The organism is Cellulophaga fucicola, assembly GCF_900119145.1.
Taxonomy (GTDB): domain Bacteria; phylum Bacteroidota; class Bacteroidia; order Flavobacteriales; family Flavobacteriaceae; genus Cellulophaga; species Cellulophaga fucicola.
In genome coordinates, this window is record NZ_FPIY01000002.1 from 795189 (window position 1) to 818745 (window position 23557).

General features: G+C 33.2%; 17 protein-coding genes. 4 read left to right on the forward strand and 13 right to left on the reverse strand.

Features of this window, described 5'->3' with window-relative positions:
- Positions 1–23 precede the first annotated feature (23 nt).
- The 3 genes from BT107_RS09865 to BT107_RS09875 form a co-directional block, all read right to left on the reverse strand.
- Positions 24–737, reverse strand: coding sequence for a DUF6503 family protein (locus BT107_RS09865; RefSeq protein ID WP_072303614.1), 714 nt, complete (start codon positions 735–737; stop codon positions 24–26).
- Between the two features lie 121 nt (positions 738–858).
- Entirely contained in the window at positions 859–3150 is a 2292-nt protein-coding gene (locus BT107_RS09870; protein WP_072303615.1) for an inorganic phosphate transporter, read from the reverse strand.
- 75 nt (positions 3151–3225) lie between these two features.
- Positions 3226–4431 (reverse strand): porin, encoded by a 1206-nt coding sequence (locus BT107_RS09875; protein ID WP_072303616.1) that lies wholly within the window; start codon positions 4429–4431, stop codon positions 3226–3228.
- A 314-nt stretch (positions 4432–4745) separates the two neighbouring features.
- Here BT107_RS09875 and BT107_RS09880 point away from each other — a divergent pair, with 314 nt between their 5' ends.
- Positions 4746–6089: a deoxyguanosinetriphosphate triphosphohydrolase gene (locus BT107_RS09880; RefSeq protein ID WP_072303617.1), complete on the forward strand. Its 1344-nt coding sequence runs from the start codon at positions 4746–4748 to the stop codon at positions 6087–6089.
- Here BT107_RS09880 and BT107_RS09885 read toward each other — a convergent pair.
- Positions 6086–7186 carry a DUF3078 domain-containing protein gene (locus tag BT107_RS09885; RefSeq protein ID WP_084639217.1) on the reverse strand — a complete coding sequence of 367 codons (1101 nt, stop codon included), beginning with the start codon at positions 7184–7186 and terminating at the stop codon, positions 6086–6088. The two genes, BT107_RS09880 and BT107_RS09885, sit on opposite strands and share 4 nt — an antisense overlap.
- A gap of 4 nt (positions 7187–7190) precedes the next feature.
- A complete protein-coding gene (locus BT107_RS09890) occupies positions 7191–8960 on the reverse strand; it encodes a 1-deoxy-D-xylulose-5-phosphate synthase (RefSeq protein WP_072303619.1) in 1770 nt (589 codons plus the stop codon).
- Positions 8961–9128: 168 nt separating this feature from the next.
- Between BT107_RS09890 and BT107_RS09895 the strand changes: the two genes are divergently transcribed.
- On the forward strand, positions 9129–9578 hold the full coding sequence (locus tag BT107_RS09895; protein ID WP_072303620.1) for a nucleoside deaminase: 450 nt from the start codon (positions 9129–9131) through the stop codon (positions 9576–9578).
- Between the two features lie 69 nt (positions 9579–9647).
- On the opposite strand, the gene BT107_RS09900 is transcribed toward BT107_RS09895, so the two are convergent.
- The 4 genes from BT107_RS09900 to aspS form a co-directional block, all read right to left on the reverse strand.
- Positions 9648–9839 carry a cold-shock protein gene (locus tag BT107_RS09900; protein ID WP_072303621.1) on the reverse strand — a complete coding sequence of 64 codons (192 nt, stop codon included), beginning with the start codon at positions 9837–9839 and terminating at the stop codon, positions 9648–9650.
- Between the two features lie 86 nt (positions 9840–9925).
- The gene (locus tag BT107_RS09905; RefSeq protein WP_342039455.1) at positions 9926–10180 is read right to left on the reverse strand and encodes a hypothetical protein; all 255 of its coding nucleotides are present in this window, start codon (positions 10178–10180) and stop codon (positions 9926–9928) included.
- 5 nt (positions 10181–10185) lie between these two features.
- The gene (locus BT107_RS09910; RefSeq protein ID WP_072303622.1) at positions 10186–11973 is read right to left on the reverse strand and encodes a chloride channel protein; all 1788 of its coding nucleotides are present in this window, start codon (positions 11971–11973) and stop codon (positions 10186–10188) included.
- Positions 11974–11997: 24 nt separating this feature from the next.
- Positions 11998–13749 carry an aspartate--tRNA ligase gene (aspS, locus tag BT107_RS09915; RefSeq protein ID WP_072303623.1) on the reverse strand — a complete coding sequence of 584 codons (1752 nt, stop codon included), beginning with the start codon at positions 13747–13749 and terminating at the stop codon, positions 11998–12000.
- A gap of 215 nt (positions 13750–13964) precedes the next feature.
- Between aspS and BT107_RS09920 the strand changes: the two genes are divergently transcribed.
- Both BT107_RS09920 and BT107_RS09925 read left to right on the forward strand, forming a co-directional pair.
- On the forward strand, positions 13965–16649 hold the full coding sequence (locus tag BT107_RS09920) for a TonB-dependent receptor (RefSeq protein ID WP_072303624.1): 2685 nt from the start codon (positions 13965–13967) through the stop codon (positions 16647–16649).
- Positions 16650–16858: 209 nt separating this feature from the next.
- Complete coding sequence (locus tag BT107_RS09925; protein WP_072303625.1) at positions 16859–17209, forward strand: toxin-antitoxin system YwqK family antitoxin; 351 nt, start codon at positions 16859–16861, stop codon at positions 17207–17209.
- Between the two features lie 80 nt (positions 17210–17289).
- Here the strand turns inward: BT107_RS09925 and BT107_RS09930 are convergent, their stop codons facing one another.
- The 4 genes from BT107_RS09930 to BT107_RS09945 all read right to left on the reverse strand — a co-directional run bounded on the left by BT107_RS09930 (position 17290) and on the right by BT107_RS09945 (position 23546).
- Complete coding sequence (locus tag BT107_RS09930; protein ID WP_072303626.1) at positions 17290–17481, reverse strand: hypothetical protein; 192 nt, start codon at positions 17479–17481, stop codon at positions 17290–17292.
- 226 nt (positions 17482–17707) lie between these two features.
- Positions 17708–19153: a SusD/RagB family nutrient-binding outer membrane lipoprotein gene (locus tag BT107_RS09935; protein ID WP_072303627.1), complete on the reverse strand. Its 1446-nt coding sequence runs from the start codon at positions 19151–19153 to the stop codon at positions 17708–17710.
- A gap of 15 nt (positions 19154–19168) precedes the next feature.
- Entirely contained in the window at positions 19169–22261 is a 3093-nt protein-coding gene (locus BT107_RS09940) for a SusC/RagA family TonB-linked outer membrane protein (protein WP_072303628.1), read from the reverse strand.
- Positions 22262–22289: 28 nt separating this feature from the next.
- The gene (locus BT107_RS09945) at positions 22290–23546 is read right to left on the reverse strand and encodes an alkaline phosphatase family protein (RefSeq protein ID WP_084639205.1); all 1257 of its coding nucleotides are present in this window, start codon (positions 23544–23546) and stop codon (positions 22290–22292) included.
- Positions 23547–23557 lie beyond the last annotated feature (11 nt).

Here is a 23557-nt window from a genome sequence, read left to right on the forward strand (position 1 = left end):
TGCGCTTTTTTATTAAGTCTTTTTTACTTAACAGTTAAAACATCTGTACCTAAAAGTTTATCTTCTTTATTAGTATACCAAGCTCTAACAGCAGGCATTCTTACGCCATCTATAATCTCTATATTAGACAATAAGATATATTCTCCATCATTTTTAGACTCGTCATGAAAAAATTGATACATTTCCATATCTAAAGATTTTGGATTAAAATAAAAGTACCAAGTGTCTTTCCCTACTTCCTTATCATATGTAACCTTTATAACCTTATACCACTTTCTATTAATCTTTTTAGAATAAAGCTTAGGATCCACTATAGTACCATTATCTTTTAGCTTCATTGGCAAACCATACAAGTACGTATAGTAGTTTCTCATAAAAAGGGCACGCTCCTTATTAAACCTAAGCGTTTTTTGCTCTTCTTTATCTATGATCTGATTGTCATCAACAAAAAAACTAACACTATCCTTTACAACCTTAGTTGTATGCTTCTTTCCCTTTACAACGTTAGACAAAATAAAGGTACTTGACGGCAAATCTATATGTAAGTCTGTAACCCTATCTTCTTTATTTGGTGTACTCATAGTAACTACTAAATCTCCTTTAAAAGACTCCCAATTATTATCTGGATCATGGCGTGCAATTACCGTATCTAAAAAATCTAAAGCACTAACATCTTGCGCTGATACAGCTACAAAAGAAAAAAAGCATAAAAACAAGAGTAAAAATCTATTTATCATTTAATTGTATTTTTCTTCAATTTACAATAAAAGCTTAAAATATAGAAAAATACTTTTTATTATAACCAGCAAAAAAAGCCCAGCACTAAGTGCTGGGCTTTTGTATATATCACGTAACTACTTATGATATTGTTGCTGGTGGCACACTACTATCGTGCTCATTGTAATACAACTCTAACATAGTCATTGTAGCTGTCATTAAATCTTTTGTCTCTAACAATAGAGAGAAATAAAGCGTAGTATTCTTTGGACTAGATTCTTCTGTTCTAGTACGCTCTACTTGCTTTTGTATTTTTTGCGACAACAATGTAAACAACTCATCTTTCTCACTTAAAATAGATCCAATTTTATCAAAAGAATGATTTTCAAAAGCAGCCTGAGTTTCGTTAAAAATGTGCTCTAGCTTGTAATCTATCTCTTTTAACTCTTTAATTTGATTGTATTTTAATTTCTTGTGATTATTGTTAATGTGCTTGTATGATATTTTAGTAATATACTCTAATGACTGAGTCATATCTTGTAATGAACCTAAAATATTAATATAAAAGTTACTAGCACCTACACTTGCGTCATCTAAATTTTTAATAAAGTAGAAAATATGATCTCTTAAATCGTCTACCTCATCTGTTAACTTTACAACACCTTTTTTATTCTTTTTAAGAATATCTAGATTTTGCTTAGCCAAACCATCTATAGCATTGGTATATATTTTATTTGTTCTTTTAACAACATTAGCTGTGTTTTTAGCACTTTCTACTATTACACCTTGTATAGAACTACTTTCTGCTCTTCTTAAACTATCTTCTGCTTTAATTTCTTTAGATTTTTTATTGTAAGAAATATAGTTTCTTGCCAATAATAATATTGCCACAAACAATAGTATAGCAATTGCAGCACCTGTTCCAAAATTAATTAAGGTTAATATAATACCCGAAGCAGTAAAAGCAATAATAGCAGTACCAAACCAGCCACCAATAACATTTAATACACCTGCAACTCTGTATACTGCACTTTCTGCTCCCCAAGCTCTATCTGCTAAAGAAGTACCCATTGCAACCATAAAGGTTACATATGTTGTAGACAAAGGCAATTTAAAAGATGTTGCTACAGATATTAAAATACCTGCAACCATTAAGTTAACAGCAGCTCTTACCATATCAAAAGCTGGCATCTCGTAAGTCTTATCTTTAGTTAATGCTATTTTAGGTTTCTGAAATCTAGCTTCTACTTTTGCAGAAAGAGATTTAGGCATTACTGAAGATGTGTATGTAGAAATTCCCATACCTATTCTAACAATTCCCCTAGATAAAAAGTTAGGCTCAAAACGTTCTTTACCTTCACCTTCTCTAGATAAATTTATTTCTGTTTCGGCAACATATCTTGCTTTTTTAGAGAACCATAATGTAGCAACCATTATCATCCCAGAAATAAACAATAATAATGTTGGCGTAGGTACTTTTTCTGATAAAATAGACATACTAAATTCTGATGCCAATTGTCCAGACATAGACCATTCCGTATAAGATTGGTATGCAGCTATTGGCACACCTATAAAGTTAACCAAGTCATTACCTGCAAACGCTAATGCTAATGCAAAAGTACCTACTCCTATAATTATCTTATAAATATTAAGTTTAGCAAAAACAGTTAATACGTAAGACATTAAAGACCAAAAAACAAAGTTTACAAGTACTATAGGTATCCATTTAGATTCTAAAAAGTCTTTTATTGTAATACCGCCAATAAGATCAAAACTCTGACCTGCATAAGCAGTACCTTTTATACCTTTCATAAAAATAAAATATGTTATTGCAGATAATGCAACACCACCAAAAACAGCACCTACCCATTTAGCTTTTCTTTCAAAATCGTAAGATAAAAGCAAACGAGACACCCATTGCACTAAAGCACCAATAGAGAATGCTATGACGACCGAGAGCAGTATTCCTACTATGATTTCTGTAGCCTTAGTTGTGTTTATATATTCTACAACGTCTGTTGCACTACCACCAGCTTCTAATACTTTTATTAACGCCATAGCAACCGCAGCTCCTAACAATTCAAAAACAATAGAAACCGTTGTAGATGTTGGCATACCAAGGGTATTAAAGAAATCTAGCAATAAAATATCGGTGATCATTACGGCCATAAAAATGAACATAATCTCATCAAAATAAAACTCACTTGGATTAAAAATTCCTTTTCTAGCAACCTCCATCATTCCACTAGAAAATATAGCTCCGCAGGCAATACCTACACTAGCAACAATCATTATAGTTTTAAAAGAAATAGCTTTAGACCCTATAGCTGAATTTAAAAAGTTGACGGCGTCATTACTAACACCAACCACAAGATCTGCAATAGCCAAAACAGCTAAAGCTATAATCATTATTAAATAAATATTACTCTCCATAATTTATAAAAATTCAATTTGCAAATATGCTTTGTTTTAAACTGTCTAACGTTATGTTAAGGTTATTTTTTTTGATTAAAAATGAACCTCTAATTGTAGCCTATATATAAGTCCTTCAGGACCATTAATTTCATTTAAATAAGTAGCATCTGTTTGCACCTTTAGCTTATGACCTACAATATACTTAGATACTCCTAATGTATATTGGGTTTCCTTATTTTTATTCGTAATATTTTTATCTAACTCAACTGATGTATACCTACCAGAGACTTCCCAATTGTTTTTAAATAAGTAGCCAGACATTAAGTTTAAACCTTTACCTACTTGTACAATATCTCCTGTAGCAGTACCATCTTCATTTCTTGCCACAGCATTACCAGCATTTCTGTCTGCATATTCTCCCATAAAAGAGAATCCGTTATATTTAAACATTGAGTTTATATATAGTGTTTTTATATCTGTCTCATAAAAACCAGTATTCGTAAACATATAACTTCCTTGATTACTTCTTGTTTTAACTGCATTATTATTAAAATCATAAGCAGCACCAATCATTAACTTTGGTTGTTCTTCTCTTTTTAAATCACTTCCAATAAATTGTGTATTTCCCGTAAAACCTCCAAAAGGTAAAAAATCTACTCTAGCAGTATATTGGTATCCGCCTAAATTACCTTTAGTTACATTACGCCCTTCTCCTTGCGATATAGCTAAAGCTTCTTTTACTATAAATTTTTCTGAAATATTGAACTTATGTCGTAGTTGCACACCCATATCCCTATCTATTGTAAACCTACTATTTAATAAAGATCTATCTACCATTTGAAGATTAGCTGAAGATACAACACGCTCTATATTACCAGGCAGCTTAGTTTGTCCAATCCATAATTCAAAATTCTTATGAAAATTCCACATTACAAAAGCATCTAAAATATAACGTGGTGCGTCGTGTGTAAATTCAGATGCTCCAGAAATATCTCTATTAGACAACCCTAACTCTATCTTATACTTAAACTTAGGTGAATAGGCAAAACCATTAAATTTTAACCTAGCTCTTCTTACTAAAAAATTAGAACCAACAGAAGCTAAATTTCCTTGATCATTTTCTCCCCACTGCCCTATTCCTAAAAATTGCATACGCGCAGCCACCTTCATAGTCCAAGTACTATCTTGCCCTACAAGGTTTAATATGCCCTTTCCAAATTTTGGTACACTTGTCTCTTGCGCAAACGAAGTCATAGAAACAGATAAGAATAACCCAAGGGCTATAAGCTTAACTTTCATAAGTATTGATTTTTGTCACTGCAAATAACCAATCTTAATGTTAAGTTAATGTTTCTATAATATTATCTTTGAAATAACTATAGTAAAAAGCCGCCCCTTAGTAGAGGCGGCCATTGGAAACATAATTTTGAAGATAAGTCGACAAAAACCAATATCTAATGATATGTAATCCAGTAAACGCAAATAAAGACCTTAAACTTAAAATTACTGTAACCCTATCTTTAAGTTATCATTAAGGATTGGTTTATTTTTTTTAACGCCCCACACTTTATTAAAAAGCTATTTAAGTATCTTGCAACTCTAAATTACGCAGCATGAACTGGGAGCAATTATTATCTTTAAAACGATTTGGAGACACCAATAAAAGATTACGCAAAGAACAAGACGAAACTCGTTTAGGCTTTGAGGTTGATTATGACCGTGTTATATTCTCCTCGTCTTTTAGAAGCTTGCAAGACAAAACCCAAGTTATACCGCTTTCTAAAACAGATTTTATACACACTAGACTTACTCATAGTTTAGAGGTTTCTGTTGTTGGTCGTAGTTTAGGTCGTATTGTTGGTAAACAAATATTAGAAAAGCACCCGCATTTAAAAGAAGTTCACGGTTACCATTACAATGACTTTGGTGCTATTGTAGCTGTTGCATCTCTTGCTCACGATATAGGCAATCCACCATTTGGCCATAGTGGAGAAAAAGCAATAGGAGAATATTTTAAAACAGGAAACGGGCAAAAATACAAGGATCAACTTTCTGCTAAAGAATACCAAGACATTATAGATTTTGAAGGTAATGCAAACGGATTTAAACTTTTAACCGAATCTAGAGTTGGTGCAGAAGGCGGTTTACGCCTAAGCTACGCTACATTAGGTACGTTTATGAAATACCCAAAAGAGTCATTACCAAAAAAGCCAACAAAACATATAGCAGATAAAAAATTTGGTTTTTTTCAGACCGAAAAGAAATTCTTTACAGAGGTAGCAGAAGAACTTGGCCTATTGCAAACTCGCGATGGTAAAGATATTTCTTTCTCTAGACACCCCCTTACCTATTTAGTTGAAGCAGCAGATGATATTTGTTACACAATTATAGATTTTGAAGATGGTATAAACCTTGGTTTAATATCCGAAGATTATGCTTTAGAATATCTAATTAAGCTGGTTAAAGATAAAATCAACACTAAAAAATACAACGAAATGCTATATATGCAAGATCGTCTTAGCTACCTAAGAGCTCTTGCTATAAACACATTAATAACAGATGCTGTTGCCATTTTCTTAGAAAACGAAGAAGCAATTTTAGAAGGTTCTTTTAGTGTTTCATTATTAGATAAAAGCAATTATATTGCCCAGATAAAAGATATCATCTCTTTAAGTATCTCTAAAGTATATAAGTCACAAGAGGTAATAGAAAAAGAAATAGCAGGTTATAAAATTATATCAGACATATTAGATGTCTACGCCAATGCATTAGTAAAAACCGCAGATGGCACAGCTTCTAATTACGATAAAATAATACTACAAACATTACCAGAAAGTTACCAAAAAATAAACGGATCTTTGTATTCTATATTATTAAATACATGTTGTTATGTAGCAAGTCTATCAGACAGTAGTGCTGTACACATACATAATAAAATTATGGGTAAACAACTTTAAAAATCATAAGATAAACCTACACCAAGCAATTGCTTAAATTGTATTTTAGGTCTACCGCGCGTAGTTACTACTCCGTCTGTTACAACTTCACCAAAAAGTATATCATCATCATATAGCAAGTTGGTACCAATGGTTGCTTTTATATACTCATTTACCGTCATACCAAGTCGTAACTCCCAATCTACATCTACATTACCAAAACTATTAAGGTAATCTGTATACAAAGACACCTCATGTTCTAAATTCATATTTTTAGCAACTTCAGTTTTCCACGTATTGGTAACCAAAAAACCAAATTCCATTAATGATTTTTCGCCCTTTTTGGTAATATTACCATCCGCATCTCTTTCTGCTTTTTTTACACCAAAAGCACCAGAATTTGCTAAATCATCATCTAAAACAAATGTTGCTTTTTGAGTTATAGGAGAAATATATAAATTAAACTTTTTTCCTTCCGGAATATAAGATGTACCAGCACCTAAGAATAAATAACCCGGCGCCATAAATTTAGAAATTATATTCTCTGTATCAGGGTATTTATAACCATCTGCAAATTGCGAATTAAAATTAGCCTTAACAGAATAATACCAATTACTAATAGTATCTCTTCTATACGCAAAAGTTGAACTAAAACGTATGGCATCATCTGCCTTTCTAAGTTTTTCGCCCTCAATAGCACTTAATCCAAATCTAAGATCCAAACTATTGTTCCACTGCACATATCTAAACTTATAATTTCTAACAAACTTAACATCGCCAATAGCAGAAATAGAATTATTACCACCGGCTTTCCAGTTAACAAAAGCAACTTCGTTAATCGCAACTCCAAAATGATTTTTATTATCCCAAAAAGAAGGTATTTTAAACCAATCGAACTTTTGTTTTCTTGGATTAGCTTCATAGGTAATGCGAGGGTTAGCCAACTTAACCCCTCTTGGAATTTGTTTTATTTTTTCTTGATTTCTTCTAACTACAATAGTACCAACAATAGTGGTATCTACTTTTACCGAATCTACCTCTAAAGGATTTCTAACTTGGGCATTAACACCTGAAAAACATAAGGCTAAGACCAAAAGCACAATCACTCTTTTAAACATATTCCTACTCATTAGTATACAATGATTCTATATAATTTCTAAAACTTTTTGCTCCTATATTATTTAACTCATATAATTGCTCTACACTCCCGTGCTGTACAAAAACATCTTCTACACCTAAAACTGTTACTTTATTAGTGAAATTATGCGTGTTAGCAAACTCTAAAATTGCACTTCCAAAACCTCCAATTTTACACCCATCTTCAATAGTAACAATTTTTGAATAATTGTCAAAAATAGACATTAATTTGCTAATATCTAAAGGTTTAACAAAACCCATGTTTACGTGACCAATAGCAACATTCTGCAAACCGTTTAAAACAGAGGCTACCATATTACCAATATGCCCAACCGACAAGACCACAATTTCTGTGCCTTTTTTTAATTCTTGCGCTTCTCCTATTTTAATTTCCTTAAAAGGTTGCTTCCAATCCTTTGTAACACCCCTTCCCCTAGGATATCTAATAGCTATTGGGTTTTGCAAACCTAATTGAGCTGTGTACATTATATTCCTTAGCTCCAACTCGTTCATAGGAGCATATATTATTAAATTTGGTATGCAACGCAAATACGCCAAATCATAAACTCCATGATGCGTAGCTCCATCTTCACCAACCAAACCAGCCCTATCTAAACAAAATATAACCGGTAAATTTTGCAAGGCTACATCATGTATTACTTGGTCATAAGCACGTTGTAAAAAAGTAGAGTATATATTACAATACGGTATTAAGCCTTCCGCAACCATACCAGCTGCTAATGTTACTGCGTGTTGCTCTGCTATACCAACATCAAAAGCTCTATCTGGAATTTCTTCCATCATAATTTTTAAAGAACTACCCGTTGGCATAGCTGGGGTAATACCCACAATATTTTTATTCGCTTTTGCCAGCTCAACAATAGTTAACCCAAAAACATCTTGATATTTAGGAATACCATTACCATTACTCTTTGGTAATAAATCTCCTGTAAGCTTATTAAACTTACCTGGAGCGTGGTATACAACTTGGTTTTCTTCTGCTTTTTTAAGTCCTTTTCCCTTTGTTGTTATTATGTGTAAAAACTTTGGTCCTTTTATTGTTTTTAATCGTTCTAACTCCGCAATAAGCAATGGCAAATTATGACCATCTATAGGACCCGAATAATTGAAATTTAAAGCTTCAAAAATATTATCCTGTTTTGCTTTACCCTTTTTTACATTGGTAAGATATTGTTTTAACGCTCCAACACTTGGGTCTATACCAATAGCGTTATCGTTTAAAATTATTAACACATTGGCATCTGTAACCCCAGCGTGATTTAAACCTTCAAAAGCCATACCACTAGCTATAGAAGCATCTCCAATTACTGCAATATGCTGTTTTGTAGCTTCTCCTTTTAACTTAGAGGCAATTGCCATACCCAAAATAGCAGAGATAGATGTAGAACTGTGTCCAGTTCCAAAATCATCATATATACTTTCTCCTCTTTTAGGAAAACCACTTATACCATTTAATCTTCTGTTGGTATCAAAAACAGCCTTTCTACCTGTTAATATTTTATGTCCATATGCCTGGTGACCAACATCCCAGATTAACTTATCTACAGGAGTATTAAAAACATAATGCAACGCAATGGTTAACTCTACAACACCCAAACTTGCACCTAAATGCCCTTCTTTGGCCGAAACTATATCAATAATAAATCCCCGTAACTCTTTTGCCAAAACAGGCAACTCTTGCGCAGGTATTTTGCGCAAATCTTCAGGAGTTGTTATGTTGTTTAAATATGCCATTTAGACAACAAATTTAAACGGTATTTACGAGTAAATAAAGAAATAAGTGAAGAGTTATACCTTTACAACCAATTGTTATACAAAAAGCTCTCATTTTATTTTTTAAAGCTGATAAAAACTAAGAACTAGGTAACAAATACTGTTGCTAATTTTTATACTTTTGATTTTATGATAAATCCTTTTGACGATAATTACTTTATGAAAAAAGCTTTAGAAGAAGCAGAAGCTGCTTTTGATAAAGGCGAAGTACCTGTTGGTGCTGTTATTGTAATTGACAACAGAATAATTGCTAGAGCACACAATTTAACAGAACAACTAAACGATGTTACTGCACATGCAGAAATGCAAGCTATTACATCTGCAGCTAATTTCTTGGGCGGAAAATACTTAGAAAACTGTACGCTATATGTAACCTTAGAACCTTGCCAAATGTGCGCAGGAGCTTTATATTGGAGTCAGATTTCTAAAATAGTGTATGCAGCAAACGATCCTAAAAGAGGCTGTGGAGCTATGGCCACAAAATTACACCCAAAAACAAAAATGACAGGTGGCTTGCTAGAAAAAGAAGCTTCCGAGTTATTAAAACGCTTTTTTATACAAAAACGAAACTTAAATTAAAAGAGCCTATAAAACAGAAAGCCTTGCAAATTGCAAGGCTTTTTTCTTAATCAAAATAAATATACTTTATTAGATTACTTGCACTTGGCCAGCAACCACTCCTTTTCTACCTTCTTCTTCTACGTATTCTACTTTGTCACCTTCGTTTAATTCAGTTCCGTTCAATGAAGTTGCATGAACAAAAATGTCTTTTCCTGTTTCGTCGTTTGTAATGAATCCATATCCTTTAGAGTCATTATAAAATTTTACTGTTCCAGTCATTAAAATAAGTTATAAAAAATGTTAATACTCAAATATAACATATTTTAACTAGAGCAATGTAAACAGAACTTAAAATCGACTCAAAATCACTGATCCTTAGTCTTTTCCAAGTGTTTACCTTGCATTTTTCTAATATTTTCCTCGTTTAACATATAGTCTTTAACCTTCTTTCCCTTACTTACTCTGATTAAAAAAAGAGGCATTGCTATAAAAAATATTCCAACCGTTCCAAAGCCTATACATTTATGCGCTACAAGCTCATTAGCCTCTAACAATGTAAAACCATAGATAATTAAACCAATAGATATAAGCGCCACTATACCACTACTATATTTCATCATACTTATTATTTTGTAAAATCTATTAATTTTTTTCTGTAGGCGGTTAACAATTTAGATTTAGACACAAACCCAATATACTTACCTTCTTTTATTATTGGCAAATTCCAAGCACCAGAAAGCTGAAATTTATTCATTACCGCTTGTACATTATCTTCCTCGTAAACTATTACATCTGGTACACTGCGCATAAAATCTGCTACTTTTAATGTCTTATAGAGTTCTTGCTTAAACATAACATCTCTTATATCATCTAAAAGCAAAATACCCTCTAGTGCGTGCCCTTTTTTATCTAGAACAGGGAAAATATTACGATTAGACTTAACAATAGCTTTATGCACAACATCTCCTAAAGTCATTTTTTTCTTTAATGGAATAAAGTTAGTCTCTATAACCGTATCTATATCCATTAATGTAAGTACCGCATGATCTTTATCATGAGTTAATAATTCTCCTTTACGTCCTAGCTCCATAGTATATACAGAATGCGGATAAAAGTACTTGGTTATACCAAAAGACAACGTTGAAGTAATCATTAAAGGCACAAAAAGCTCATAACCGCCCGTAACCTCAGCAATAAGAAATATTGCCGTTAGCGGCGCATGCAATACCCCTGCCATAAGTCCAGCCATACCAATAAGAGTAAAGTTACTTTCGGACACAGGGTCATTAACTAAACCGCTATTATTAATAATTTTAGCAAAGCAGTTCCCCATAATACTACCCATAAACAATGTTGGAGCAAAAATACCACCAACACCACCAGCTCCAAAAGTTAGTGAACCTGCAATAACTTTAAAAAAGACCAACCCAGCTAAAAGCGCAATTATAACCCAAACATTTTCTAAATCTAAATGGAGTGAATTGTTTGCCAATGCTTTTTCTGGATGACCTGCTATAAGGTGATTTATAACATCGAACCCTTCTCCATAAAGTGGTGGAATAAAATAAACCAAAACACCAATAGACACACCACCAATTAAAACGCGTTTTATGGGTGATTCTATTTTATCAAAAAATTGTTGAATACGATCATAAACTTCTGTGTAATACATAGAAACTAAAGCCGCTACAACACCTAGCGCCATATAGAAAGGCACATCAGCAATAATAAATTTATCTTCTATTTTAAACGGAAGCAACACATCATCACCAAAGAAAAAATAAGAAGTAATAATAGCTGATAAGGATGCCAATAATAATGGCAACATAGAAGCTATAGTAAGGTCCAAGCTAAAAACCTCAATAGCAAAAACAATTGCCGCAATAGGCGCTTTAAATATTGAAGAAAGAGCACCTGCAGCTGCACAACTAATAAGTAAATTACGTGTAGTCTGGTCTAAATGAAAAAACCGAGACAGGTTAGAACTTATTGCTGCTCCTGTTGCCACAGTTGGCCCTTCTAAACCAACAGAACCACCAAAACCAACAGTTATGGGTGCTGTAATTAAAGAACCAAACATTTGGTATCTCTTCATTAACCCCTTGCGCTTAGCAATAGCATACAAAGTAGATGGTATACCGTGACTAACCTTATTTCTAATAATATATTTTACACATAGGTACACTAAGAAAAAACCTAGTATTGGCGATAAAAAATAAAATGCATGGTGATAATTAGCCACCAACTTACCCTCTAAAGCGTGTTGTATAAAATGCGTAGCATTTTTTAACAACACTGCACCAATACCAGATGTTATACCTACAATAACACTAAGAATGTATATAAACTGCCTATTTGTAATGTGTTTTGCTCTCCAGACTAATATTCGTTTAAGCAATTTTTTATTAAACATTACGCGGTGTTTTATTATTCTTAGTTATTTAGTTTTTAGCTGTAATTTTAATTCATCTAGTTGCTCTTGACCTAGTTGAGCAGGAGCATCTATCATTACATCTCTACCACTATTATTTTTAGGGAATGCAATAAAATCTCTAATTGTTTCTTGTCCGCCTAAAATAGAAACTAACCTATCTAAACCAAAAGCTAAACCTCCGTGTGGTGGTGCTCCATATTGAAAAGCATCCATTAAAAATCCAAACTGTTCTTTTGCTTCTTCTGGTGTAAAGCCTAAATGCTTAAACATTGTAGCTTGTGTTTCTTTATCGTGTATACGTATAGATCCACCTCCTATTTCGTTTCCATTTAAAACTAAATCGTAAGCATTAGCTTTTACTGCTCCTGGATCTGTATCTAACAACTCTAACTGACCTGGTTTTGGAGACGTAAATGGATGATGCATTGCGTGGTAATGACCTGTTTCTTCGTCTAACTCTAATAATGGAAAATCTATAACCCATAATGGAGCAAATACTTTAGGGTCACGTAAACCTAAACGTGTTGCTAACTCCATACGCAAAGCACTTAATTGTGCACGTACTTTATTGGTAGGTCCAGATAATACACAAACTAAATCACCTGGTTTAGCTCCTGTTCTTTCTGCCCATTTAGCAAGATCGTCTTGATCGTAAAATTTATCTACAGAAGATTTAAAAGAACCATCATCATTACAACGAGAATAAATCATACCCAAAGCACCAACTTGCGGACGCTTTACCCAGTCTATTAATTTATCTATTTCTTTTCTTGTATAAGCATTACCTCCTGGAACTGCTATACCAACAACTAATTCCGCATCATTAAAGACTTTAAAATCTTTGTGTTGCGTTATATCGTTAAGTTCGCCAAATTCCATTCCAAATCTAATGTCTGGTTTGTCATTACCATATAAACGCATTGCATCGTCATACAACATACGAGGAAACTTATCAACCTCTACACCATTTACCTCTTTAAGTAAGTGACGTGTTAAGTCTTCAAAAATATTTAAAATATCTTCTTGCTCTACAAAAGCCATTTCACAGTCTATTTGCGTAAACTCTGGCTGGCGATCTGCACGTAAGTCTTCATCTCTAAAACATTTTACAATCTGAAAATATTTATCCATACCACCAACCATAAGCAATTGCTTAAATGTTTGTGGAGACTGTGGCAAAGCATAAAACTGTCCCTCGTTCATTCGACTAGGTACAACAAAATCTCTAGCTCCTTCTGGAGTAGACTTTATTAAGTAAGGAGTTTCAACTTCTATAAATCCGTTTGTAGATAAAAAGTTACGTACCTCCATAGAAACCTTACTTCTAAAAATAAGATTGTTTTTAACTGGGTTTCTACGAATATCTAAGTAACGATATTTCATACGTACATCTTCACCACCATCAGTTTCATCTTCAATTGTAAACGGTGGCACTAAAGCCTTATTTAATATAGTTAACTCAGAAACTAAAATTTCTATTTCACCGGTTGGCATATTAGGATTTTTAGAAGCCCTTTCAATTACCTTACCTTTAACTTGTATTACAAATTCGCGTCCTAATTTCTGTGCGCGTTCTAACATTTCTTTGCTTGTACGCTCCTCATCAAAAACCAACTGAGTAATTCCGTATCTATCACGTAAATCTACCCAAACAATAAACCCCTTATCTCTTGATTTTTGCACCCAACCAGAAAGAGTAACCTCTTTGTTAATATGGCCTGCATTTAATTCTCCACAATTATGACTTCTGTACATTTCTTTAGCTAAAGTTTAAAAAAGCAAAGGTATAAAAGTATCTCATTAACTTAAAAACTATATCACTATTAAAAATCAGAGAGTTTGGTAAGAAAAAGATTATAAAGGAAAACTTAATTTTTGTGTGTTAAAAACTAACGTTTGTTAATTTTTTATTTGCTTTTGTAGTTTAAATGTTATTATCTTGTGATATAACTAATAAAACACTTAATTAAATGAAAAATTATTTATCAAGAAAAGTACTTGGTTTAATTTTCCTTATAACACCACTGTTTGCTATGGCTCAGGGTGAAATAAGCGGAACAGTTACAGACCAAAACAATGACGTTTTACCGGGGGTAAACATTGTAATTAAAGGGACCACAACAGGAACTACAACAGATTTTGATGGTAATTACACCATAACTGCACAAAGTTTCCCTGCGACCTTAATATTTTCTTCAGTTGGTTTTAATACCAAAGAAATTACTGTAAATGCTGCAGGAAAAGTAAATATGTCTTTGCAAGAAGGCTTAGCTTTAGATGAAGTAGTACTAACAGGTAACAGGTCTAAACCTAGGACTATTTTAGATTCTCCTGTGCCAATAGACAATATAGGCGTAGCAGAACTTACAAGTAGTGGCAAACCTACTGTAGATCGTATGCTTACTTTTAAAGTACCTTCTTTTAACGCACAAACACAAGCAATTTCTGATGCTACTGCGCATTACGATCCGGCAGATTTACGTGGATTAGGCCCAAGTAGAACTTTAGTTTTAGTAAACGGTAAACGTAAAAACCAAAGTGCACAAGTATACCTTAACAGAACACCTGGTAAAGGTGAAGTTGGTGTAGATTTAAAAAGTATACCAACTGCTGCTATAGAAAGAGTAGAAGTTTTAAGAGATGGTGCATCTGCACAATACGGTTCTGATGCCATTGCTGGTGTAATTAATATGGTATTAAAAAAGAATGCAAAATACACAACTGTATCTGCAAGAACAGGTATTACCTCTGAAGGTGATGGTTTCAATTTTGCAGCAGATATGAATTCTTCTTTTAACTTTGGAGATGGTGGCTATATAAACCTAACATTAGGATACTACAACCAACAACTTACAAACAGAGCAGGATCACCAGGAATTGCAGATTTACCAGCAGACGCTAGACCAAATGAAATACAATGGGCTACTGAAAATCCTGAATTAGGAATGCACGTTGGACAACCAGATTTAGAAAAAGGAGATTTATTTGTTAACCTTGGACACCCATTAGGAGAAAACGCTGAATTGTATTCTTTTCACGGATATTCAACTAGAAAAGGACGTAGTTTTGCATATTACAGAGCTCCATACTGGAGAAGAGATATTGCAGATTCTGAATTTCTAACTAGATCTGAAGATTTTGCTGGGTACCAACCAAGTTTTGAGGCGCAAATTGATGATCATATTAATGCTTTAGGTGTTAAGTTTGATATTACTGACTCTTTCAATGGTGACGCTAGTGTTACTTACGGATCTAACAGCGTAGATTACACCGTAAATAACTCTGTAAACCGTGACTATTTAGCTGATAACGGAACTTCTCCTAGAACATTTAAACCAGGAGGATATACTTTGAGCAATATTGTAATGAACTTAGATTTCGCTAACGTATACTCTGACCAACTATCTTCTTCTTTTGGATTAGAATACAAGAAAGAATATTATGAAGCAATAGAAGGCAACCCATTATCATATTACAAAGGAGGATCTGATTCTTTTGCTGGTATTAAGCCAGACGAAGCGGGTAAATGGAACAGAGATAATATCGCTTTTTATGCCGGATTAGATTATGATATTACTGAAGATCTTTTATTAGGATTAGCTGGTAGATATGAAGACTTCTCAGATTTTGGAGATAACTTTTCTTGGAAAGTGTTTGGCCGTTATAAATTAGGAGACAAAGGTGCTATTAGAGGTTCATACAGTACTGGTTTTAGAGCCCCAACCTTACACCAACGTTACCTAACAAATAGCCAATACATTATTGTTGATGGTTCTCCAGAGCCAGTATTACAGGGAACACTTGCTAACGACAACCAAGCGGTAAAAGATTTAGGAGTTCCTAGCTTATTTGCTGAAACATCTAGAAACATTTCTGCTGGTTTTACGTATAAAATTAACCCTAAATTTTCTGCATCTATAGATTTTTACCAAATACACGTAGATGACAGAGTTCTATTCTCTTCTCAGCAAGGATACAAGCAAGATGCTGGCGATGTAGACACAGATAATGATGGTGATGTAGAAGGTGATGAATTGCTACAGGACATAAATCCTGTAGAACAAATTCTTATAGACAATAATGTGGTAGCTCTTCAATACTTTATAAATGCAGGTGACACAAAAACTACAGGGGTAGATTTTGTACTTAATTACAGAGGTATAGATTTGGGAGATGGTAAATTTAACGTGAGTTTAGCTGCCAATGTTAACGAAACTACAGTTGATGCTATTGAGACTCCTCAAGTTCTTGCAGATAATGGCTATAATATTTTCACAAGAGAAGAAAAAGGTTTAATTACAAATTCTAGACCTAGATCTAAATTTATTTTAGGTATGGATTATGACACTGATAAATTTAACATTGGTTTAAATAATACTCTTTTTGGTAAGGTAACTGTTACTGCTCCAGAAACTGGCGGTATAGATCAAGATTTATCTTCTATGTTGGTTACAGATTTAAACCTAAGCTACAAAGTAACAGACAAGCTTAGTTTTACTGGTACTATAAATAACTTATTTGATGTTTACCCTGACAAAACTTTAGCTAGCACAAATACTGCCGAAGCTGGCGGAAGATTTCAATACTCTTCTGAAGTACAACAAGGTGGACAATTTGGAATGAATTTTAGTTTAGGAATGAACTATCAATTCTAATAAAATTTCTTATTACTTTTTTTAAAAGCGGCCCTGGGGTCGCTTTTTTTATGCGATAATGTTATTGACTAAAATAATTAAACTACTGAAAATAAGATATTTACGATTTTAATGTAAATTTAATGTAAACTTAATGCGTATTTATCGTAAAATAAAACGTATATTTATGACGTTAATGTTAAGTAAATAATAATTAAAACCTACATATAATGAAAAAGACAGCTCTAATATTCGCATTTATATTCTCTATAGCACTAGTTAACGCACAAAATACAAAACCAGTTTTTGAAAAAGAAAACAACAAAGTAAAAGCTACATACTACCATACTAATGGAGAAGTATCGCAAGTTGGTTACTTTTTAGATGGTAAGTTAGATGGTGAATGGACAATGTTTAATATAGAAGGAAGAAAAGTTGCAAAAGGAAACTATGCTGAAGGAAAAAAAGTTGGAAAATGGTTTTTCTGGAATGACACAGCACTTAATGAAGTTGATTTTGAAGGCAGCAAAATTGCTAATGTAACAAAATGGAAAAGTGAAGGTACATTAGTAAAGAACTAATAACAAACCAAACTACTAGTTATAAAAAAATCCCAGTGTATTTAAAATACACTGGGATTTTTTATTTGTAACTGTTTTATTTAAACAAACAGATGACAATCTTTGCAATCTTTAATTTCACCATAATAAGTCTGTCTGTACTTATATAGTGTTTTTATAGGCACTCCAAAAACGTATTTCTTAACGTAAGTCACTTTAGCTGCAAGCTGTCCCATTCTCTTGGTGTACCTCTTTTCTACTTTGCTTTTTCTTTTGACTTGTATAATCTTCATATTGAAATTGTTTTGCTACAACATACATTATTAGCGCCCAATTCCAAGTTAAAAGTGTTAAAATTTTGTTATATCAACCTAAAACAAACACTATAACGATATAGTAATTAACTAAAAAACAAATAGTTGCACTTAAAAACTCAACACAAAGTATTTTAAACTGAAAAACTAGCGCCAAAGACGCTAGTTAAACAAACTAAAAAACGATATTTAAACTGTAAATACCTTATTTTAAAATCCACATTTGTGAATTTATATCGTCACCAGAAGAAAACTGCTTACTTATAGCCTCTTCTAGACTTGCTGCGTTATTTATAGCCTCGCTAGAAGGGTACAACCATCTTTTTGGTATTCTACCCTCATTTAAAGTTCCGCCACCATCTACATTAAATTCTGGGTAACCCGTTCTACGTTGGTCATAAAACATTTGCCAACCAGTATTTAAAAACAATGCTATGTGTTTTTGAGTTGCAATGCTCTCTATTGGGCTACTTGCATTTAACCGAACCTCTGACTTAGCTAAATAATCATCTGTATCTGTAATACCATAAAAATTCATTGAAGCCTGAATGCCTTCTTTATAATAAGTTGCTGCGTCTCCAGAAATCCAAGTTCTAACAACTGCTTCTGCTAAAATAAACTGCAGCTCAGAATACCCAATTAACAAGCTAGGCTCATTTATAGGGTCATTATAAAATCTTGGTGCAATTCTAGATGCATTACCCGCAACTGCTTTAGCTGCGTTATCACTAAAAATTGCACTACCATACAAACCGTCATAAGCAGTAAAATCATTATTTGCTAATGCTGATGCCGCAGGAGTTTTCTCTGCAAACACAAATAACCTAGGGTCTTCTAATGTTTTAAGTTTATCTACAAAAGACTCTTCCATATAATAAGCTGTTTGTAAACTATTATCATTAAATAACGGGTATCTATTATTTTGAATGTTTACATAAGCCAATGCTCCATTATCTGCATTAGAGCTAAAAATTGGATATTTAGTTGGGTTTTCTACAACCTCCTTAAACCTGCCTACAACATCTAATGACACAACATTTGCTTTATTAGATAGTAGCATCAACACCCTTAAGTAATACGAGTTAATTAATTTACGCCATTTTGTTTTATCACCATCATAAATTACATCCCCAAGAATAAGTTCATCATTAGCCGCAAGCTCATTAGAGGCCGATCTTAGATCTGTTAAAACTTTTAGAAAAATTTCTTCCTGAGAATCGTAAGCAGGAGTATAATTTTCCTTTTCTACAGAAACGGCTTCACTAAACGGAACATCCCCAAAAACCAATGTTAGTTCCGTTGCAAAATAAGCATTAAAGAATTTACCTAAAATTGCATAGACCTCTGTTTCTGCATTTTTACTTTCTTCTATCATTTTATGCACCTGCTTTATGTTGTCATAATTTGCAAATGATGCCTGTTGCCAGTTGTAGTATTGATTTTCATTAACACCATCTGTAAATGTTAAATACCTACTAGCTAATGCGCTATTTAAACTAACATTATTAAAAGCCTTTGTTTCTATATTTGTTAATAACAGATCTGGACTAACAGAGGTTGCTCTGTTAGGATCGTCTTGCAAATCCTCTATTTTAGTACAACTTACTGTAAAGACAAGGGCACATAGAAAATATAAACTATACTTTTTCATTTTTTGATTTTTGATTTAAAATTTTACATTTAAGTTAAGTCCAATATTCCTAGTAGATGGCGCCTGTAATGCATCTACTCCAGAATCTGGATCTACATTAGGCACATCTGAATTTAACCAAAGGTTACGACCAATTAAAGACAAGCTAAACTCGTGTATAGGCGTTTGCTTTAGTACTTTTTTTGGAAAATTATAGGTAAGCGTAACCTCTCTTAGCTTTACAAAAGACTCCTTGTAATAATGGTAGTTTTTATTGTGACCATTACTTGTTGTTTGCATAAAGTTGATATAATTTACAGCAACATCGTTTGGAGCATAAACTCTTGTATCACTAGTTATTGCACCATTAACATCATAAGCAACCGAACCACTTACTACTTTAACCCCGGGAGCTATATAAGAACTAACTCCATTATTAGCATCGTCTCTAAATTGATTAACAGTTTCTTTATGCTTACCACCCCACCACATTTTTTGGTTGGTTGTAGAATATAACAATCCGCCTATTCTACCATCAAATAAGAAAGACAAATTAAGGTTCTTATATTTTAGTGTATTTGTAATACCGTATGTCCAATCTGGATCGTCCTCTCCAATATATCTTTGGTAAGGATCGCTAACAGGAAAACCATTCTCAAAAATAACTTCTCCGTTTTCATTAGTTTGGTATACATCTGCATAAATTTTATCGGTACGATCTCCAACTTTTATAAAACCTTCAGTTTGCTCTCTATCGCCATAAATTTCTTCTTGGTATCTTCTAAACTTGCTAAAATTAACAAGCATATCCCAACTAAAATTTGCTGTTTCAACTGGCTTAGCATTTAAAACAAACTCTAATCCTTTACGCTTATACTCGTCTCCATTCAACAATATACTCTCGTATCCTGTACCATCAGAAATTGGACTATAAATTAAGTTATTGTGGTCTCTAGCTTCAAAATAAGCAACATCTAAACCTAAACGATTATTAAATAACCTTAGGTTTGCGCCAACTTCCCAAGTATCTGATGTTTCTGGTTCTAACCCAGGCGCCAACAAACTAGACCCAAAAGACGCAGATGTTTTTCCGTTCCAAGTAGTACCTTTATCATAAGCCTGTATGTAACTATATGGATCGCTACCTATTTTACCTTCAGAAACTCTAGACCAAGAGCCTCTTAGCTTAGCAAAGCTTATAGCACTTGGCATATCAAAAAGACTAGATAAAACCAAAGACCCAGATACAGACGGATAAAAGAAAGAATTATTTTCTTTTGGCAAGGTAGACACCTTATCGTTTCTACCAGTTATAGATAAATAAAATGCATTATAAAAAGACATATCTACAAAACCGTAAACACTTTTTATAGCCTCTTCTTCTTCTCTATTAGAAGCTATATAACTAGCTCCCGCATTATTTGCTAAATTGTAAAAGCCAGGAATATTTAAACCATCTGTTTGTGTACTTGCCGATTTAGAGTTACGATAGTAATTAGAGACTGCAACCTCACTTTTTAATGTAAAATCATCAGAAAAACTCTTTTCATACTTTAACCCTAAATCCGTAATAATATCAAAATACTTACTATCTGCATTTGTAAAATTACCCAAAGATTTATTACCATAACCAACATAACTTTTTGGTTCCTTATAAGTTCTATTTAGACTATTTACATTTATACCACTTGTGCTTTTAACACTAAGTTCTGGTGTAATATTATACTCAAATGCAATATTACCAAACACATTATCTTTATCGTACCCACGCTCGTACTCGTAAGCCTGAAAATAAGGATTGTTATAATAAGATACATTAAAATGTCTTTGTTGATAGCCTTCTTGATCTTCTCTCCAATAATTACGTAAATCTTTTACATCTACATCTACACCTGTCCATAAAACCAAGTTGTATAGGTAATTTGTTGGTCCGTAACCAACCTCTGGAAAGTTATCTGTGTATTGCTTATTGTAAGTTAAGTTAGAGCTTACTTTAAAATTATCAGACGGATTTAAAGTACCGCCAATTGTAAAGGAGGTATTTCCTAAATCTGTATTTGGCACTATACCTTTTTGATAAACGTTAGAAACAGACATTCTATAACTAGCCTTATCACTACCCCAATTTACACTTACGTTATTGGTTTGTATAGACCCTGTTTGAAAAAAATCTTTTATATTATTTTTTCCTCTTGATGTAAAGGGAATAGGAATTAAATTGCCCGCAGCATCTTTAGGACTATTGTATTGCGGAGTTTCAAAAAAACCACTTGCTGTACCTGGGTCTAACTGATCTACTTTAGGACCCCAGATCCAACCACCACCTTCAGAACCACTACCAAGACCATTAATGTACGCGTATTGTCCTTGATTACCATTACCGTAAACTGTTTGTACATCTGGAACCTTAATAAAAGAAGGTTGAAAAAGTACAGAACTATTAACCGTCACAGTTAGCCTTCCTTTTTCTCCTTTTTTACTTGTAATCATTATAGCACCGTTTCTACCAGCAGAACCATAGAGAGCAGACGCTGTAGCACCTTTAAGCACACTAATACTTTCTACATCATCAGAATTAATTTTCCAAATATCTGCAGAACGATCTGGTATACCATCTATAACCACAAGTGGCTTAGCACCTCTTAAACTAATTTCTGGACTCTGAAACAAGTCTGTAGAGTTCTTAATATTTAAACCAGCAACCTTACCCGTTAAAGAGTTTACTAAATTTGGTTCTTTTGCCTTTTCTAAAGACGAACCTTTTACCTCTTGCACTGCATAACCTAGCGCTTTTTTCTCTCTTTTTATACCTAATGCTGTTACCACAACTTCTTCTAATGCTGCAGCATCTTCTATAAGCGTAATGTTTATTATAGTAGCATCTGTAACAGTAAACTGTTTTGTTTTAAAGCCCATAGAAGAAAATGTTAATACATCCCCTTTTGCTACGTTAATAGTATAATTACCATCAAAATCTGTTGTTGTGCCATTAGTGGTATTTACAACAATAATACTTGCCCCCATTAAGGGTATATTATTCTCGTCTACAACCTTACCTTTTACAGGTTGTTGCCCATATCCTAAATAAGATATAAACAGTAATACAAACAAAGTAATTCTAAGATTCATTTCTTTTAATGTTAAGTTAAATTGGTTTTTAGTTATTGTTTATGTACCACGTATTAAGTACATTGTTTGGAGTTTCTAATACTATTTTTAACATCTTGCCTGTATGCTTTTTTAGCAATAGCGTAGTCTCTTCATTAGCCAAACTCACTTTAGCTTCACGCTTATAAATATCTTTTTCTCCTTCTTTAAATTGATTGGCAATAGAAGTGTAGATAATACCTTTTACAGTTTTATCTGAGTTATTTTTCCAACGGATAACAATTTTATCACCTTCTTTAACAGCAGATAAACCGTAAGCATCTACCTCACCTATAAACGGAGTTCCGTCTATTTCAAAGCGCACTTCTTTTGAAACATCTATATTTAAAAAGCGTAACATTGACGGATAGATATCTGTAATTGCCAGTGTTTCTTTAGCAAAGTAACTGTTGGTGTTTTTTTCATTAGTTACAATCCACGTAGCACGCTCACGATCTGTTTGTCCGCCATGATGACGACCATCTTTAGGGCTACGACCGTGGTCTGTAGTAACTACCAACAACCAGTCTTCATTAAAGTTTGCTTCGCGTTCTTTAACAGCATTCCATATTTTACCAACCAAAGCATCTTCATACGTAATTGCAGCATCTAATTGTGGGCTATCTCCTAAACCGTGACCAACATCATCAGAATATTCTAAATACACCCATGATAAGTCTGGAGCATCAGTTTTAATATATCTGGCAGCCTCCACAGCTACATCATTATCAATCTTTTTTATGTATTGCTTGTAAGCATCATGCGGGTAGCTAATGGTATCTAATTCAAAACCATCAAAAGCATAATCTAACTTTACATTTTTAGCATCTCCAAGACCTTCAATCAGCTTTGTTCTATTGTCTAACCAAGTAGAAAAAATAGCAGTAGTTTTTTTAGGGTATTGATCTTTAAAAACCTTAAAAATTGTTGGGTAATTATAATTAGGTTTCTTAATACTGTTACCGTAAACATTGTGTTTATTTACCCAAGTACCCGTAAGCAAGCTATTGTAACCTACTGCCGAAATTGTTGGAGTTTCTGAGTAACCATCTTTTTTACCACCTACGTAGGCTTTAGAATAACTACCACTAGCGGCTATACTATCTAAAAAAGGTGTTGGTGCCTTTTGTAGCATATCTGTAGAAATACCATCTACTATAATAAAAACTACTTTCTTTTCTTTTGTAGTATTTTCATTTTCTTGTGCAACACATAACTGAGCTGTTAAAAATGAAAAAAGTAAAACGTATTTTAATTGAAGTCGCATTTTTTTAATGT